We start from the raw sequence: 16,218 nt of genomic DNA on the forward strand, positions 1-16,218 counted from the left end.
AGAGGCATCGTAACCAGTGGAGTTGGAACCTATGAAGCTGATGTTTGCCTCCGATATTCATGGTTCGCTGCCCGCCACGGAACGCGTGCTTGAACGTTTCGCGCAAAGTGGCGCCAGGTGGCTGATCATCCTCGGCGATGTGCTTAATCACGGACCGCGCAACGCGTTGCCGGAAGGCTATGCGCCGGCGGAGGTGGCCGAGCGGCTGAACAGCGTGGCGGAGCGCATCATTGCCGTCCGCGGTAACTGCGACAGCGAAGTGGATCAAATGCTGCTTCGTTTTCCCATGACCGCACCCTGGCAGCAGGTGCTTGGCGAAGGCTATCGCCTGTTTCTGACCCACGGTCATCTGTATAGCCCGGACAATTTGCCGCCACTTGCCGCTGGCGATGTCCTGGCGTATGGCCATACTCATATTCCGGTTGCTGAAAAACGCGGGGCGATCTCTCTGTTTAATCCAGGCTCAGTGAGTATCCCGAAAGGGGGATATTCCGCCAGCTATGGACTACTGGATGAGGGGCGTCTGCAGGTTTTAGCACTCAATGATAATCAGGTTATTGCAGAGGTCGCAATTTACCCGTAATTTAGCCCTCAATCATAAAGACGCGCCGCAAGAGCGCTTTTAAAGTAAGGTTTCCTGATGGCGGAACAGAATCATTTGGCAAGCACAGAATGGGTCGATATTGTTAATGAAAACAATGAGGTGATAGCACAGTCCAGCCGCGAGCAGATGCGCGCGCAGTGCCTGCGCCACCGGGCGACCTATATCGTCGTTCACGACGGAATGGGGAAAATTCTGGTGCAGCGACGCACCGAGACAAAAGACTTTCATCCGGGCATGCTGGATGCCACCGCCGGCGGCGTCGTGCAGGCTGATGAGCAATTGCTGGAGTCGGCCCGCCGCGAGGCGGAAGAGGAGTTAGGCATCGCCGGGGTGCCGTTCGCCGATCACGGCCAGTTCTACTACGAAGATAAATTCTGCCGCGTCTGGGGAAGCCTGTTCAGCTGCGTTTCCCACGGGCCGTTTGCCCTGCAGGAAGAAGAGGTAAGCGAGGTGTGCTGGTTAACGCCGGAAGAGATCACCGCCCGCTGCGATGAGTTCACGCCCGACTCCCTGAAAGCGCTGGCGCTGTGGATGACCCGCAACGCCGGTAACGAGTATGATGACGCGGAAGAGAGCGAGCGCGAATAATCGCGCGAACGCGTGGCAGCAAACGCTGTTCGCCTCCTGACAAAAAAAGGCAGCCATCTGGCTGCCTTTTGCTTTTCTCTCAGCGAGCGATTACTTCTGCTGCTGAGCTGACTGGATCGCGGTCAGTGCGATGGTGTAGACGATATCGTCTACCAGCGCGCCACGAGACAGATCGTTGACCGGCTTGCGCATACCCTGCAGCATCGGCCCGATGGAGATCAGGTCGGCAGAGCGTTGTACCGCTTTGTAAGTGGTGTTACCGGTGTTCAGATCCGGGAAGATGAACACGGTCGCGCGGCCAGCTACCGGCGAGTTCGGCGCTTTGGATTTCGCGACGTCAGCCATCACCGCGGCGTCATACTGCAGCGGACCGTCGATCATCAGGTCAGGACGTTTTTCCTGCGCCAGGCGGGTCGCTTCGCGGACTTTTTCTACATCGCTACCCGCGCCGGAAGTACCGGTGGAGTAGGAGAGCATCGCCACGCGCGGTTCGATGCCGAAGGCAATCGCGGAGTCAGCGGACTGAATCGCGATTTCCGCCAGCTGCTCTGCGGTCGGATCCGGGTTGATCGCGCAGTCGCCGTAAACGTAAACCTGTTCCGGCAGCAGCATGAAGAACACCGAAGAGACCAGCGAGCTGCCCGGTGCGGTTTTGATCAGCTGCAGCGGCGGACGAATGGTGTTGGCGGTGGTGTGTACCGCGCCGGACACCAGGCCGTCGACTTCGTCTTGTTCCAGCATCAGGGTGCCGAGAACTACGTTATCTTCCAGCTGCTCGCGGGCGACCGCTTCGGTCATGCCCTTGCTCTTACGCAGTTCGACCAGGCGAGCCACGTAGCTTTCGCGTACCACTTCCGGGTCGACGATTTCGATACCGGCGCCCAGCTCAACGCCCTGCGCTGCCGCAACGCGGTTGATCTCATCCGGGTTACCCAGCAGCACACAGGTGGCGATCCCGCGTTCGGCGCAGATAGCGGCGGCTTTCACGGTACGCGGCTCGTCGCCTTCCGGCAGAACCACGCGTTTGCCGGCTTTACGCGCCAGCTCGGTCAGCTGGTAGCGGAAGGCTGGCGGGGAGAGACGACGGCTGCGCTCGGAGGTCGCGGTCAGCGATTCGATCCAGTCGGCGTTGATGTAGTTGGCGACGTATTCCTGAACTTTCTCAATGCGCTCGTGATCGTCAACCGGTACTTCGAGGTTGAAGCTCTGCAGGCTCAGGGAGGTCTGCCAGGTGTTGGTGTTGACCATGAATACCGGCAGGCCGGTGGCGAAGGCGCGTTCGCACAGTTTGCTGATGCGCGCGTCCATTTCATAGCCGCCGGTCAGCAGGATGGCGCCGATTTCCACGCCGTTCATCGCAGCCAGGCAGGCGGCAACCAGCACGTCAGGACGATCTGCGGAGGTAACCAGCAGCGAGCCCGCGCGGAAGTGCTCCAGCATGTGCGGGATGCTGCGCGCGCAGAAGGTCACGGATTTGACGCGGCGGGTGTTGATGTCGCCTTCATTGATGATGGTCGCATTCAGGTGATGGGCCATGTCGATCGCGCGGGTGGCGATCAGATCGAAGCTCCACGGTACGGCGCCCAGCACCGGCAGCGCGCTGCCGTTTTGCAGCTGAGCCGGATCGATCTTCACGACTTTCGCTTTGGATGAGTCGTCGAAGATTTCTGACAGGTCAGGACGGGTACGGCCCTGCTCGTCGACCGGCGCATTCAGTTTGTTGATGATAACGCCGGTGATGCTGGTGTTTTTCGCGCCGCCAAAGCTGTTGCGGGTCAGTTCAATACGCTCGTTCAGCTGTTCTGGCGTATCGGTGCCCTGCGACATCACGAAGACGATTTCCGCGTTCAGGGTTTTGGCGATTTCAAAGTTCAGCGCCTGGGCGAACTGATGCTTACGGGTCGGCACCAGGCCTTCCACCAGTACCACTTCCGCGTCCTGAGTGTTCGCGTGGTAGTTGGCGATGATCTCTTCCATCAGCACATCTTTCTGATTGCTGGAGAGCAGAGACTCAACGTGGTTCATCTTCAGCGGTTCAGCAGCGGTGGTGGTGGAGGAGCTGGCGCGAACGATGGTGGTGGTCTGGTCCGGGGCATCGCCGCCGGAGCGCGGCTGGGCGATAGGTTTAAAGACGCTCAGACGAACGCCTTTGCGTTCCATAGCGCGGATCACACCGAGGCTGACGCTGGTCAGGCCTACGCTGGTACCGGTAGGAATTAACATGATAGTACGGGACACGGTATATCCTCTTTCGTTACCGCCAGTATCAGGCGGGATACAAAACAGCACCACCAGCGACCTGTCATACTCCACGTTGCACGTGCGTTGGCTCTACTTGCTCACCCCGGTCGCGTACGCGCTGTACGCGCCGGGGATCTGCTGTGTCGCCGCCTTCCTGCAGCTCGAAGTATTGCGGGTCAGGGCTGGCGGTGTGGAATTATGCGGTCAGACGGCTGGCGTCTTGCGCGATGACCAGCTCTTCGTTGGTCGGGATAACCACGGCAGGACGGGTGCCTTCTTTGTTGATGAAGCCAGACTTGCCGAAGCGGGCAGCCAGGTTACGCTCATGGTCAACTTCAAAGCCCAGTACGCCCAGTTTGCCCAGCGACAGCTCACGCACCATCGCGGCGTTTTCACCGATGCCACCGGTGAAGATCACGGCGTCGAGACGGCCGTCCATCAGCGCGGTGTAGGAGCCGATGTATTTCGCCAGGCGGTGGCAGTAGACGTCCATCGCGCGTTTAGCGTCGGCTTTTTCCTGGTAGTTGTCTTCCACGTAGCGGCAGTCGCTGGTGACTTCGGTCAGGCCCAGCAGGCCGGACTCTTTGGTCAGCATTTTGTTGATGGCGTCAACGCTCATGCCCAGGGTGTCGTGCAGATGGAAGATGATGGCCGGATCGATATCGCCGGAGCGGGTACCCATCACCAGGCCTTCCAGCGGGGTCAGACCCATGGAGGTGTCAACGCATTTGCCGTTACGAATAGCGGAAACCGAACCACCGTTGCCGAGGTGGCAGGTGATGATGTTCAGCTCTTCAACCGGCTTGTTCAGGATCTTAGCGGCTTCCTGAGTCACGTAGAAGTGGCTGGTGCCGTGCGCGCCGTAACGACGAACGCCGTGCTCTTTGTACAGGCTGTACGGCAGGGCGTAGAGATAGGATTCTTCCGGCATGGTCTGGTGGAACGCCGTATCGAATACTGCCACGTTTTTGTCTTTCAGGTGCGGGAAGGATTTCAGCGCTTCAGCGATGCCGATCAGGTGTGCCGGGTTGTGCAGCGGGGCGAAGGACGCGGCGTCTTTAATGCCCTGAATCACGGACTCGTCGATGACTACGGAGCTGGTGTATTTTTCGCCGCCGTGGACGATACGGTGGCCGATTGCGGTCAGCTGAGCAGACAGTTCTGGTTTTTGTGCCAGAATAGTGTTAACGATAAAGTTCAGTGCTTCGCTGTGCGCGGCGCCCGCGCCTAATTCGGCTTCTTGTTTGCCGCCGTCAATTTTCCATTTGATACGGGCTTCCGGCAGGTGGAAGCATTCCGCTAAACCGGACAGGTATTCGTCGCCGTTCACGGCGTCAAGGATAGCAAATTTCAGAGAGGAGCTACCGCAGTTCAGAACCAGTACTAACTTACTCGACATGGAAGTACCTTTTTATGATACGTGGCTAAAAAAACGTCAGTGTGTCATTAGCGTAGCGCAGGATGACCTCGACATTTATGATTAACATCATGCCTTGTTCTGTTTTCAGGCACGATGAGATAAGTACATTTGATTTTATGCCATTTTGCATAATTTTCAGCCAATGGCAGAATATGCGATAATTTGACTAGCCTGGCAAAAGAGTCTATCCGCCCTTTCAGGCGGGCACAGGATACCTGATTGCGGCATCCTTTGCCAAAATCTTTTGAACGATGTCATGCATAGTTGGTGTTTTGCACGAATTTTTTAAGTTTTATATGTAAAGTTGAGGTAAAGCCATGTCGACCCCTGAGAAACGCCCCGTTAGCTTCTTTAGCTTGTTCAACCGCGGGCAGCACTACGCCAAGACCTGGCCTCTCGACAAGCGCCTCGCGCCGGTATTTATCGAAAACCGCATCATTCGTGCCACCCGCTACGCCATCCGCATCATGCCGCCGATCGCCATTTTCACCCTCTGCTGGCAGATAGCGCTGGGCGGCCAGCTGGGTCCCGCCGTGGCCACCGCGCTGTTTGCATTGAGCCTGCCGATGCAGGGGTTATGGTGGTTGGGTAAACGTTCAGTGACGCCGCTGCCGCCTTCCATTCTTAACTGGTTCTACGAAGTACGCGGCAAACTGCAGGAGGCGGGGCAGGCGCTGGCGCCTGTCGAAGGCAAGCCCGATTATCAGGCGCTGGCTGACACGCTTAAGCGCGCCTTCAAACAACTCGATAAAACTTTCCTTGATGATTTGTAATTCACTACGGAAAACGCATATAAAAGAAGGCGCATGATTTATGCGCCTTCTTTATTTCACGCCCTACCGTGCTACAGGAGTCACAACATGGAAATGACCAATGCGCAGCGTCTGATTTTATCCAATCAGTACAAAATGATGACGATGCTCGACCCGGACAATGCGGAGCGCTACCGTCGTCTGCAAACCATCATTGAGCGTGGGTATGGGCTGCAGATGCGTGAACTGGACCGCGAGTTCGGCCAGTTGACGGAAGAAACCTGCCGTACCGTTATCGACATCATGGAGATGTACCACGCGCTACACGTCTCCTGGACCAACCTGAAAGACGCGGAGGGTATCGACGAGCGTCGGGTCACCTTCCTCGGCTTTGATGCCGCCACCGAAGCGCGTTTTCTCGGCTACGTGCGCTTTATGGTCAATGTTGAAGGCCGTTACAGCCACTTTGACGCCGGCACCCATGGCTTTAACTCGCAGACCCCGATGTGGGAGAAATATCAGCGGATGCTGAGCGTCTGGCACGCCTGCCCGCGCCAGTATCATCTGAGCAGTAACGAAATTAACCAAATCATCAATGCCTGAGGGAGGTGCCCGTGCAGTGTAAAGGTTTCCTGTTCGATTTAGACGGGACGCTGGTGGATTCCTTGCCGGTGGTGGAGCGTTCATGGTGCAAGTGGGGGGATCGTTTCGCCATCGACCATGATGAAATTCTCAGTTTTATTCACGGCAAGCAGGCCATTACCTCCATTCGCCATTTTATGCCGGGTCGCAGCGAGGAGGATATCCAGGCCGAATTCCGTTATCTCGAGCAGATGGAAGCCACTGATATCGAAGGCATCGTCGCCCTGCCGGGGGCGTTAGCCCTGCTGAATTCGCTCAATGAGGCTGGGATCCCGTGGGCGATTGTCACCTCCGGCTCGATTCCGGTTGCGCACGCGCGTCACCGCGCGGCGGGCCTGCCGATGCCGGAGGTGTTTGTCACCGCAGAGCAAGTGAAGCACGGCAAGCCGGCGCCGGACGCCTATCTGCTGGGCGCCGAGCGGCTGGGGCTGCCTGCCGGGGAGTGCGCGGTGGTGGAAGATGCGCCGGCGGGGCTGCTCTCCGGGCTGACGGCAGGCTGTCGCACCATCGCGGTCAAGGTGCCTGCCGATGCCCCCCGTCTGGATGAAGCCGACCTCGTGCTGAGCAGCCTGGAAGATCTGCTGGTTGAACGCCAGGCCGACGGCGTGGTGAATGTGCGTCTTAAAGCGTAAACCCATGATTTCGCCCCGCGTCGTCGGGGCTTTTTTATGCCACTATGTCGACTCCCACTTGTGACAAGGAAACGTTGTGAACGGTGAATTGATTTGGGTTTTATCCCTCCTGGCCATCGCGGTTGTGCTGTTTGCTACCGGCAAGGTGCGCATGGATGCTATCGCCCTGATGGTCATTGTCGCCTTTGTCCTCAGCGGCACGCTGACGCTGACCGAAGCTTTTTCCGGGTTCAGCGATCCTAACGTGATCCTGATTGCCGCCCTGTTTATTATCGGCGACGGCCTCGTGCGTACCGGGGTAGCCACCAAGATGGGCGCCTGGCTGGTGAGCGTAGCAGGCAACAGCGAAACCAAAATGCTGATCTACCTGATGCTCACTGTCGCCGGGCTGGGCGCATTTATGAGCTCCACCGGCGTGGTCGCCATTTTCATTCCGGTGGTCCTTAGCGTCTCGGCGCGGATGAATACCTCCCCCTCGCGGCTGATGATGCCGCTGAGCTTCGCCGGGCTTATCAGCGGGATGATGACCCTGGTGGCGACGCCGCCCAACCTGGTGGTCAACAGCGAACTGCTGCGCGAAGGGCTGCACGGCTTCAGTTTTTTCAGCGTCACCCCGATTGGCCTGGTGGTGCTGATCCTGGGCATCGTCTATATGCTGGCGGTGCGCTTTATGCTGAAGACGGATAATGGCGAATCCGCGCGCGATGGACGAAAAAGAAGCACCTTCCGCGATTTGATTCGCGAATATCACCTCACCGGCCGCGCCCGCCGACTGGCGATCCGACCCGGTTCGCCGATGATCGGTCAGCGGCTGGATGATTTAAAGCTGCGTGAGCGCTACTGTGCCAACGTTATCGGCGTTGAGCGCTGGCGGCGGTTCCGTCGGGTGATTGTTAACGTCAACGGGGTATCGGAATTTCGCGCCCGCGACGTCCTGCTGATCGATATGTCCGCCTCCGATGTCGACCTGCGCCAGTTCTGCGGCGAGCAAATGCTCGAGCCGATGGTGCTGCGCGGCGAGTATTTTGCCGATCAGGCGCTGGATGTGGGGATGGCGGAGGTGGCGCTGATCCCGGATTCAGAGATGATAGGCAAAACGGTGCGTGAGATAGCCTTCCGCACCCGGTTTGGTCTCAATATCGTCGGCATGAAGCGCGATGGCAAAGCGATGGATGGTTCCGTAGTCGATGAGCCGCTGCAGCTCGGCGATATCCTGCTGGTGGTCGGCAACTGGCGGCAAATTGCCCTGCTGGCGAAGCGCGGTCGGGATTTCGTGGTGCTCAATATGCCGGTTGAGGTCGATGACGCTTCGCCGGCCCACAGCCAGGCTCCGCACGCGATTTTCTGTCTGGTGCTGATGGTGGCCCTGATGCTGACGGATGAAATCCCCAACCCTATCGCCGCGATCATCGCCTGTCTGCTGATGGGCAAATTCCGCTGCATCAACGCCGAAAGCGCCTACAAGGCGATCCACTGGCCGAGCATTATTCTGATTGTCGGGATGATGCCGTTTGCCCTGGCCTTGCAGAAAACCGGTGGGGTGGATCTGGTGGTCAAGGGACTGATGGACGTTGCCGGAGGCGAGGGGCCTTATCTGATGCTCGGCTGCCTGTTTGTGATGTGCGCGGCGATAGGCCTGTTTATCTCTAACACGGCCACCGCAGTGCTGATGGCGCCTATTGCCTTAGCGGCGGCGAAGTCGATGGGCGTGTCGCCCTATCCCTTTGCCATGGTGGTGGCGATGGCGGCTTCGGCGGCGTTTATGACCCCGGTCTCCTCGCCGGTCAACACCCTGGTGCTTGGCCCGGGTAAGTATTCCTTCAGCGACTTTGTAAAGATTGGCGTGCCCTTTACCGTGCTGGTAATGGTGGTCTGCGTCCTGCTGATCCCGGTGCTCTTCCCGTTTTAAGGTATGCAGGCCGGGTAGGGGGCGACCGCGGCCCGGCCTGAAAAATTACAGCGGCGAATCCTGGCTGATTTCATCCAGCGACAGCTGGAAGCTCGGGACAAACACCTGCATAAAGTAATCCATCTCCGCGCTGCGCCGCGACGCCAGCGTTTTTTCCAGACGGCCTTTGGCCAGCAGAAATTCGTTGTTGCCCGCCGACAGCTCTTCGAGGCATTTCAGGTAGGCGCAGAGGGCGTCAGCCTGTTTGACGATCGACTGCTCTTCCTCACTGTAGTGATGCTCGTCAATCAGCGGTTCGAAAATATCGCGCAGCTCGTCAGGCACCATATCCACCAGCTTCTGCTGGGCGATTTTCTCAATCGCCTTATATTCCTGGGCAATCTGCGAATTGAAATATTTCACCGGGGTAGGGAGATCGCCAGTTAAGACTTCCGAGGCGTCATGGTATATCGCTAACAAGGCGATACGCTCGGCGTTGACCTGGCCGCCGAATTTGCGGTTTTTGATCGCCGCCAGCGCGTGGGCGACCATCGCCACCTGCAGGCTGTGCTCGGAGACATTTTCAGTGCGCACGTTGCGCATCAGCGGCCAGCGGTTAATCAGTTTCAGACGGGAGAGGTGGGCAAAGAAATGACTCTGACTCATAGGAACCCTTAATCAGTGACAACATCGGGTTCCATTGTGCGCAGGGATCGCCGCCGGATGCAAATGCCGGCGGCGGCACGATTACAGCTGATGGTAGCCGGAGAGGAAGCGGCCGAAGCGGGAGATCGCCATCTCCAGGTCGTCTTCGCGAGGCAGGGTCACAATGCGTACGTGATCCGGCCACGGCCAGTTAAAGGCAGTACCCTGCACCAGCAGCACTTTCTCCTGCAGCAGGAAATCGAGCACCATTTTCTGGTCATCGTGAATATTGAAGCGTTTGGCGTCGATTTTCGGGAACATGTACAGCGCGCCTTTTGGCTTCATGCAGGAGACGCCCGGAATATCGTTGATCAACTCCCAGGCGCGGTTGCGTTGTTCATACAGACGCCCGCCGGGAATGATGAATTCGCTGATACTCTGGTAGCCGCCCAGCGCCGTCTGGATAGCATGCTGGGCCGGCACGTTGGCGCACAGACGCATCGACGCCAGCATTTCCAGTCCTTCGATATAGCCTTTCGCGTGTTTTTTCGGGCCATTCAGCACCATCCAGCCCTGACGGAAGCCGGCGACGCGGTAAGTTTTCGACAGTCCGTTGAAGGTCACCGTCAGCAGATCGGGCGCCAGAGCGGCGATCGAGTGATGCTGGGCTTCGTCGTAGAGGATCTTGTCGTAGATCTCATCGGCGAAAATAATCAGGTTGTGCTGGCGGGCGATCTCGACGATCTCCTGCAGCAGCTCTTTGGAATAGACCGCGCCGGTGGGGTTGTTGGGGTTGATGATCACGATCCCGCGGGTGCGAGGCGTAATTTTAGCGCGGATATCGTCAAGATCCGGGAACCAGTCAGAGGATTCGTCACACAGATAGTGCACCGCTTTACCGCTGGAAAGGGACACCGCCGCCGTCCACAGCGGGTAGTCCGGGGCGGGAACCAGCATCTCATCGCCGCTGTTTAACAGCGCCTGCATCGCCTGGACAATCAGTTCGGACACGCCGTTGCCGATGTAAATATCTTCCACGGTGACATCGCGCATTCCCCGCGCCTGGTAATGCTGCATGATGGCTTTACGCGCCGAGTACAATCCTTTCGAATCGCAGTAACCCTGGGCGGTAGGCAGATTGCGGATGACGTCGACGAGGATCTCGTCAGGGGCTTCGAAGCCGAAGGGCGCCGGGTTGCCGATGTTCAGTTTCAGAACCTTATTGCCTTCTTCTTCAAGACGTTTCGCTTCTTTCAGAACCGGGCCGCGGATGTCATAACAGACGTTCTCTAACTTGCTGGATTTTTCGATGGGGGACATGAATCTTGACCTTTTAGCTGTTATCGCCACTCCCTGCCGTGGAAGTCAGCACGGAACAATGTACTCCGCCTCCCCGCTGTTTTGAAGGCTTTGCAGGAGAAGATTTTGTTAACGCAGGATTTTAAGCGTAATTGATTTATCTGCTGCTTGCTGATTTTTCCTGTGGTTTATGCCTTTTCATGGCATTTTTTCGGTCGTCTATGTTGAGGTGGTGCCTTTTTTACCATCATTTATCTGGTTTGTTTGTCGGGTAAACGGGGGGCTGAAGAATGGATGGCCGCAAAAAAACGCTATCCTTAATGTAATAGCGGTTGATTTGTAATCTTGATGTTAAGTAATTTTAATAAAAAACTGTGCGCAAGCGCATTATTATTATTTTTGACAGGTAATAATCTGAGGTTTGTTAATTTATATTAAATGTTGAAAAAAATTTAAAATTAACTCAGTTAATCCTTATTAAGGCTTATAAAAAGGATGGGAATCGGTTAGAATATCGCCGTTAATATCAGTGCTAGTCGGTATGATTTACGGCTGAACTGGTATCTAATATATTGTTATTACAGAATTTTATTGTTCGTTTTTCGCCAAAAAAGACGTCCGGCGAAAGAGAGGCTTTCTCACCACCACTGTGCGATTTCCCGGGGCGACGTATGACGCCTTGCTGGCCGTGGTAATTAATAATAATGAGGAATACGAACAATATATTACTCCGGTGTTCTGCGCATTTGCTCAGATGAGTACTTTGGCATGTAATAACGTTCGTCCAGTTGTTTATCCGCCATCTGACGGTGAGCACAAGGCTCAGGGAATAGCCGGAAACCTGGCGTAAAGCATCAACAAGGCAGGTCAGCGTTAGCCACCTGTAAGTGAAGAAAGATGATTAATACAACACGTCCGATACTCAACCTCGATCTCGATCTGCTGCGCACCTTTGTAGCCGTCGCTGATTTGAACACCTTCGCCGCCGCCGCCGCCGCAGTGTGCCGTACCCAGTCCGCGGTCAGCCAGCAAATGCAACGCCTGGAGCAGCTGGTTGGCAAGGAGCTTTTCGCTCGTCACGGACGCAATAAACTGCTGACCGAGCAGGGCATTCAGCTGCTGGGCTATGCCCGCAAAATCCTGCGCTTTAACGATGAAGCCTGCATGTCGCTGATGTATGGCAGTCTGCAGGGGGGACTGACTATCGGCGCGTCGGAAGAAACCGCTGATACTATCCTGCCGTTTCTGTTAAACCGCATCGGCTGCTTCTATCCCAGAATGACGCTGGAGATTAAAGTCCATCCCCACGCCGTCATCATGGCGATGCTGAGCGGGGGAGAGGTCGATCTGGCATTAACCACCCATCAGCTTCCCGGTTTTACCGCTTTCACGCTGAGAACATCGCCTACCCTCTGGTACTGTGCGGCGGACTACGTGCTGGCGAAAGGGGAGTCGATCCCCCTGATCCTGCTCGAAGAGCCTGGCCCGTTCCGTGAGGACATCATCGCCGCGCTGGAGGCTGCCCGCGTCTCCTGGCATCTGGCCCACGGCGCCTCGTCGCTCTCCGGGGTGAAAGCGGCAGTGAAAGCCGGACTGGGGGTCACCGCGCGTCCGGTCGAAATGATGAGCCCGGATTTGCGCGTGGCCGGCATTAGCGATGGCCTGCCGGTCCTGCCGGATACCCGGTACGTCGTCAGCTGCAATCCGCAGACGGTGAGCGAACTACCGCAGGCGATTTTTCAGTCTCTGAGCCAGGAGAGCGATCCCTGGCGCGCGGGGCCGGCACTTACTCCGGAAGAGGGAGGAAGCGCCTTCATTTTGTGAGGTTATTTTGCTAACAAAGATCACAAAAACTGGTAACAGAATGTAAGTGTCCAAAAAGAGCCTCAGGGGTGGGTTTCTCGTCTGGTGGCTCTTTTTTTTGCACTCTTATTGATGTTTTGAATCTTTTTTTTATTTCTTTGCAGAAAAATCAGCACATTGGCGTGACCGGACGCTCAGCTTGCCGACTTTTTCCTGCACTTTCAACACTTCCTGCTAATGTTAAAAAACCGGATGGATTGTTGCCGATTTCCTGGGGTAATTAACAAAACCGTGTCGCAGATCAAGAAAATACCCCTCTTTGGGGGGAGGAATCGAGGCTAAATCCTGTCAAAATAGCAGGGATTTTTGATTTACGACGGAAACGGACACGATTCAACAACACTAAAACCGAACAGTATGCAAGGTTATTTCGCATAAAAGGGCATTTAATGTTAATGAAAAGATTCCAATGTAAATTAATGTTATGAAAACTTTTGTTAAAGTTGACAAAAGGTTAAAGAAAGGGGTAAAAAGCCACGGCATCTGGGCTTCTCACATCTTCCAGGGACGCTTTTTTGCACGGTTATTTTTTATTCCTCCCGTGAAACGCTGTGGCGTTCATCTGCCAGTAAGAGCAGAGGGTTTTGGCGCTACACTTTTTTGGTTAAGCAATGCGTATGTCAACATCCACTGAAGTCATCGCTCATCACTGGGCATTCGCTATATTTCTCATCATCGCTATCGGTCTGTGCTGCCTGATGCTCGTCGGCGGCTGGTACCTTGGCGGTCGCGCGCGCGCGCGTAGCAAAAACACGCCGTTTGAATCGGGGATCGACTCCGTTGGTTCGGCCCGCTTACGTCTTTCTGCGAAGTTTTATCTGGTTGCCATGTTCTTCGTGATCTTCGACGTGGAAGCCCTGTATCTCTACGCATGGTCGACCTCCATCCGCGAGAGCGGCTGGGTCGGCTTTGTGGAAGCCGCAATTTTCATTTTAGTGCTACTGGCTGGTCTGGTTTATCTCGTTCGCATCGGCGCACTGGACTGGACGCCTGCGCGTTCCCGTCGCACGCTGGTTAACCCGGAAACAGACAGTCCCACTAACCGTCATATGCAGTAAAAGCGAGGCAATAAGATGGATTATACGCTCACCCGCATAGATCCTAACGGTGAGAACGACCGTTACCCCCTGCAGAAACAGGAGATCGTTACCGACCCCCTGGAGCAGGAAGTCAACAAAAGCGTGTATATGGGGAAACTCGAACACGCGCTGCATGACATGGTGAACTGGGGCCGTAAGAACTCAATTTGGCCGTATAACTTCGGCCTTTCTTGCTGTTATGTGGAAATGGTGACGTCATTCACTGCGGTGCATGACGTTGCGCGCTTTGGGGCCGAAGTTCTGCGCGCCTCTCCGCGTCAGGCGGACCTGATGGTGGTCGCCGGAACCTGCTTCACCAAAATGGCGCCGGTTATTCAGCGTCTCTATGATCAGATGCTGGAGCCGAAGTGGGTGATCTCCATGGGCGCCTGCGCGAACTCCGGCGGAATGTACGACATCTATTCCGTCGTCCAGGGCGTGGATAAGTTTATTCCGGTCGATGTGTACATCCCGGGCTGCCCGCCGCGTCCGGAGGCCTATATGCAGGCGCTGATGCTGCTGCAGGAGTCCATTGGTAAAGAACGTCGTCCGCTCTCATGGGTGGTTGGCGATCAGGGCGTCTATCGCGCCAATATGCAGTCGGAACGCGAGCGTAAACGCGGCGAACGTATTGCAGTGACCAATCTGCGGACGCCGGACGAGATTTAATTTGCGCCTGCGGGCGGGAGAACCACTTCGCAAATCAATCTACAACAGCGCGAAGTCTCGCCCGGCAGTCACCACGGACCTTTTGCAATGGTGAACAATATGACCGATTTAACCGCGCATGACGCCGCACCAGCCTGGCAAACCCGCGATCACCTTGATGACCCGGTGATCGGCGAACTGCGCAACCGCTTTGGGCCGGATGCCTTTACCGTTCAGCCAACCCGTACCGGCGTACCGGTGGTATGGGTCAAGCGCGAGCAGCTGCTTGAGGTGGGTGATTTCCTGAAGAAATTGCCGAAGCCTTACGTGATGCTGTTTGACCTGCACGGCATGGACGAACGTCTGCGCACGCACCGCGATGGCCTGCCCGCCGCGGATTTTTCCGTTTTCTATCACCTGATTTCCATCGACCGCAACCGCGACATCATGCTCAAGGTGGCGCTGTCTGAAAACGATCTGCATCTGCCGACCTTCACCAAACTGTTCCCCAACGCCAACTGGTATGAGCGTGAAACCTGGGAAATGTTTGGTATTACCTTCGATGGCCACCCGAACCTGCGTCGCATCATGATGCCGCCGACCTGGGAAGGCCACCCGCTGCGTAAAGACTACCCGGCGCGCGCCACCGAATTCGATCCGTTTGAGCTGACCAAAGCCAAACAGGATCTGGAGATGGAAGCGCTGACTTTCAAACCGGAAGAGTGGGGCATGAAGCGCGGCACCGACAACGAGGACTTCATGTTCCTCAACCTCGGTCCGAACCACCCCTCCGCGCACGGTGCGTTCCGCATTATTCTGCAACTGGATGGCGAAGAGATCGTCGACTGCGTGCCGGACATCGGTTACCACCACCGCGGCGCCGAGAAGATGGGCGAGCGCCAGTCCTGGCACAGCTACATCCCGTACACCGACCGTATCGAATACCTTGGCGGCTGCGTCAACGAGATGCCGTACGTGCTGGCCGTGGAAAAACTGGCCGGGATCACCGTGCCGGATCGCGTCAACGTGATCCGCGTAATGCTCTCCGAACTGTTCCGCATCAACAGCCACCTGCTGTATATCTCTACCTTTATTCAGGACGTCGGCGCGATGACCCCGGTCTTCTTCGCCTTTACCGATCGGCAGAAAATCTACGATCTGGTGGAAGCGATCACCGGTTTCCGTATGCACCCGGCGTGGTTCCGCATCGGCGGCGTCGCGCACGATCTGCCGCGCGGCTGGGATCGTCTGCTGCGTGAGTTCCTCGAGTGGATGCCGAAGCGTCTGGACTCCTATGAAAAAGCCGCCCTGCGCAACACCATTCTGAAGGGCCGTTCCGTCGGCGTGGCAGCCTATACCGCTAAAGAGGCGCTGGAGTGGGGCACCACCGGCGCAGGCCTGCGCGCCACCGGTATCGGCTTCGACGTGCGTAAATGGCGTCCTTATTCTGGCTATGAAAACTTCGACTTCGAAGTCCCGACCGGGGGCGGCGTCTCTGACTGCTACACCCGCGTGATGCTGAAAGTCGAAGAGCTGCGCCAGAGCCTGCGCATTCTTCAGCAGTGCCTCGACAATATGCCGGAAGGGCCGTTCAAAGCGGATCACCCGCTGACCACGCCGCCGCCGAAAGAGCGCACGCTGCAGCATATCGAAACCCTGATCACCCACTTCCTGCAAGTATCGTGGGGCCCGGTCATGCCGGCCAACGAATCCTTCCAGATGATTGAGGCGACCAAGGGGATTAACAGTTACTACCTGACCAGCGACGGCAGCACCATGAGCTACCGTACCCGCGTCCGCACGCCGAGCTTTGCGCACCTGCAGCAGATCCCGTCGGCGATCCGCGGCAGCCTGGTATCCGACCTGATCGTCTATCTGGGTAGTATCGATTTTGTTATGTCAGACGTGGACCGCTAA

At 56.5% G+C, this 16,218-nt stretch carries 14 protein-coding genes; 10 read left to right on the forward strand and 4 right to left on the reverse strand.

The features are described from left to right. Positions 1–31: 31 nt before the first annotated feature. Together yfcE and yfcD are read left to right on the forward strand one after the other, a co-directional pair. Complete coding sequence (yfcE, locus tag ABLV52_RS04000) at positions 32–583, forward strand: phosphodiesterase (RefSeq protein WP_023290517.1); 552 nt, start codon at positions 32–34, stop codon at positions 581–583. Positions 584–640: 57 nt separating this feature from the next. Then, entirely contained in the window at positions 641–1,192 is a 552-nt protein-coding gene (gene yfcD, locus ABLV52_RS04005; protein ID WP_002913197.1) for an NUDIX hydrolase YfcD, read from the forward strand. Positions 1,193–1,282: 90 nt separating this feature from the next. Here yfcD and pta read toward each other — a convergent pair whose 3' ends face one another. Both pta and ackA read right to left on the reverse strand, forming a co-directional pair. Beyond that, positions 1,283–3,430, reverse strand: coding sequence for a phosphate acetyltransferase (pta, locus tag ABLV52_RS04010; RefSeq protein WP_032453599.1), 2,148 nt, complete (start codon positions 3,428–3,430; stop codon positions 1,283–1,285). 199 nt (positions 3,431–3,629) lie between these two features. Further along, a complete protein-coding gene (ackA, locus tag ABLV52_RS04015) occupies positions 3,630–4,832 on the reverse strand; it encodes an acetate kinase (protein ID WP_008803940.1) in 1,203 nt (400 codons plus the stop codon). Between the two features lie 338 nt (positions 4,833–5,170). Between ackA and yfbV the strand changes: the two genes are divergently transcribed. The 4 genes from yfbV (at position 5,171) to ABLV52_RS04035 (ending at position 8,788) form a co-directional block, all read left to right on the forward strand. Next, entirely contained in the window at positions 5,171–5,626 is a 456-nt protein-coding gene (gene yfbV, locus ABLV52_RS04020) for a terminus macrodomain insulation protein YfbV (RefSeq protein ID WP_002913194.1), read from the forward strand. An 87-nt stretch (positions 5,627–5,713) separates the two neighbouring features. Continuing rightward, complete coding sequence (locus tag ABLV52_RS04025; RefSeq protein ID WP_023290515.1) at positions 5,714–6,208, forward strand: YfbU family protein; 495 nt, start codon at positions 5,714–5,716, stop codon at positions 6,206–6,208. Positions 6,209–6,219: 11 nt separating this feature from the next. Beyond that, on the forward strand, positions 6,220–6,879 hold the full coding sequence (locus tag ABLV52_RS04030) for a sugar phosphatase (protein ID WP_023290514.1): 660 nt from the start codon (positions 6,220–6,222) through the stop codon (positions 6,877–6,879). Between the two features lie 76 nt (positions 6,880–6,955). Then, a complete protein-coding gene (locus ABLV52_RS04035; protein ID WP_044524269.1) occupies positions 6,956–8,788 on the forward strand; it encodes an SLC13 family permease in 1,833 nt (610 codons plus the stop codon). A 45-nt stretch (positions 8,789–8,833) separates the two neighbouring features. Here the strand turns inward: ABLV52_RS04035 and yfbR are convergent, their stop codons facing one another. Beyond that, positions 8,834–9,433 carry a 5'-deoxynucleotidase gene (gene yfbR, locus ABLV52_RS04040; protein WP_080923860.1) on the reverse strand — a complete coding sequence of 200 codons (600 nt, stop codon included), beginning with the start codon at positions 9,431–9,433 and terminating at the stop codon, positions 8,834–8,836. Between the two features lie 81 nt (positions 9,434–9,514). Then, the gene (alaA, locus tag ABLV52_RS04045; RefSeq protein ID WP_004201748.1) at positions 9,515–10,732 is read right to left on the reverse strand and encodes an alanine transaminase AlaA; all 1,218 of its coding nucleotides are present in this window, start codon (positions 10,730–10,732) and stop codon (positions 9,515–9,517) included. 876 nt (positions 10,733–11,608) lie between these two features. Between alaA and ABLV52_RS04050 the strand changes: the two genes are divergently transcribed. The 4 genes from ABLV52_RS04050 (at position 11,609) to nuoC (ending at position 16,218) form a co-directional block, all read left to right on the forward strand. Further along, positions 11,609–12,535 carry a LysR family transcriptional regulator gene (locus ABLV52_RS04050; protein WP_121935837.1) on the forward strand — a complete coding sequence of 309 codons (927 nt, stop codon included), beginning with the start codon at positions 11,609–11,611 and terminating at the stop codon, positions 12,533–12,535. Between the two features lie 650 nt (positions 12,536–13,185). Next, positions 13,186–13,632 (forward strand): NADH-quinone oxidoreductase subunit NuoA, encoded by a 447-nt coding sequence (nuoA, locus tag ABLV52_RS04055; RefSeq protein WP_002913181.1) that lies wholly within the window; start codon positions 13,186–13,188, stop codon positions 13,630–13,632. Positions 13,633–13,647: 15 nt separating this feature from the next. Beyond that, positions 13,648–14,322 (forward strand): NADH-quinone oxidoreductase subunit NuoB, encoded by a 675-nt coding sequence (gene nuoB / locus ABLV52_RS04060; RefSeq protein ID WP_002913178.1) that lies wholly within the window; start codon positions 13,648–13,650, stop codon positions 14,320–14,322. 87 nt (positions 14,323–14,409) lie between these two features. Then, the gene (nuoC, locus tag ABLV52_RS04065) at positions 14,410–16,218 is read left to right on the forward strand and encodes an NADH-quinone oxidoreductase subunit C/D (protein ID WP_004201746.1); all 1,809 of its coding nucleotides are present in this window, start codon (positions 14,410–14,412) and stop codon (positions 16,216–16,218) included.

Origin of the sequence: Klebsiella sp. GB_Kp056, from assembly GCF_040064755.1 — a bacterium.
Classification (GTDB): domain Bacteria; phylum Pseudomonadota; class Gammaproteobacteria; order Enterobacterales; family Enterobacteriaceae; genus Klebsiella; species Klebsiella quasipneumoniae.

Coding starts and splice junctions, on each gene's coding strand:
- ABLV52_RS04025 (WP_023290515.1), top strand. CDS start 5,714: ATGGAAATGACCAATGCGCAGCGTCTGATTTTATCCAATCAGTACAAA.
- ABLV52_RS04050 (WP_121935837.1), top strand. CDS start 11,609: ATGATTAATACAACACGTCCGATACTCAACCTCGATCTCGATCTGCTG.
- nuoB (WP_002913178.1), top strand. CDS start 13,648: ATGGATTATACGCTCACCCGCATAGATCCTAACGGTGAGAACGACCGT.
- yfbR (WP_080923860.1), bottom strand. CDS start 9,433: ATGAGTCAGAGTCATTTCTTTGCCCACCTCTCCCGTCTGAAACTGATT.
- yfcE (WP_023290517.1), top strand. CDS start 32: ATGAAGCTGATGTTTGCCTCCGATATTCATGGTTCGCTGCCCGCCACG.
- nuoA (WP_002913181.1), top strand. CDS start 13,186: ATGCGTATGTCAACATCCACTGAAGTCATCGCTCATCACTGGGCATTC.
- ackA (WP_008803940.1), bottom strand. CDS start 4,832: ATGTCGAGTAAGTTAGTACTGGTTCTGAACTGCGGTAGCTCCTCTCTG.
- yfcD (WP_002913197.1), top strand. CDS start 641: ATGGCGGAACAGAATCATTTGGCAAGCACAGAATGGGTCGATATTGTT.
- nuoC (WP_004201746.1), top strand. CDS start 14,410: ATGGTGAACAATATGACCGATTTAACCGCGCATGACGCCGCACCAGCC.
- alaA (WP_004201748.1), bottom strand. CDS start 10,732: ATGTCCCCCATCGAAAAATCCAGCAAGTTAGAGAACGTCTGTTATGAC.
- yfbV (WP_002913194.1), top strand. CDS start 5,171: ATGTCGACCCCTGAGAAACGCCCCGTTAGCTTCTTTAGCTTGTTCAAC.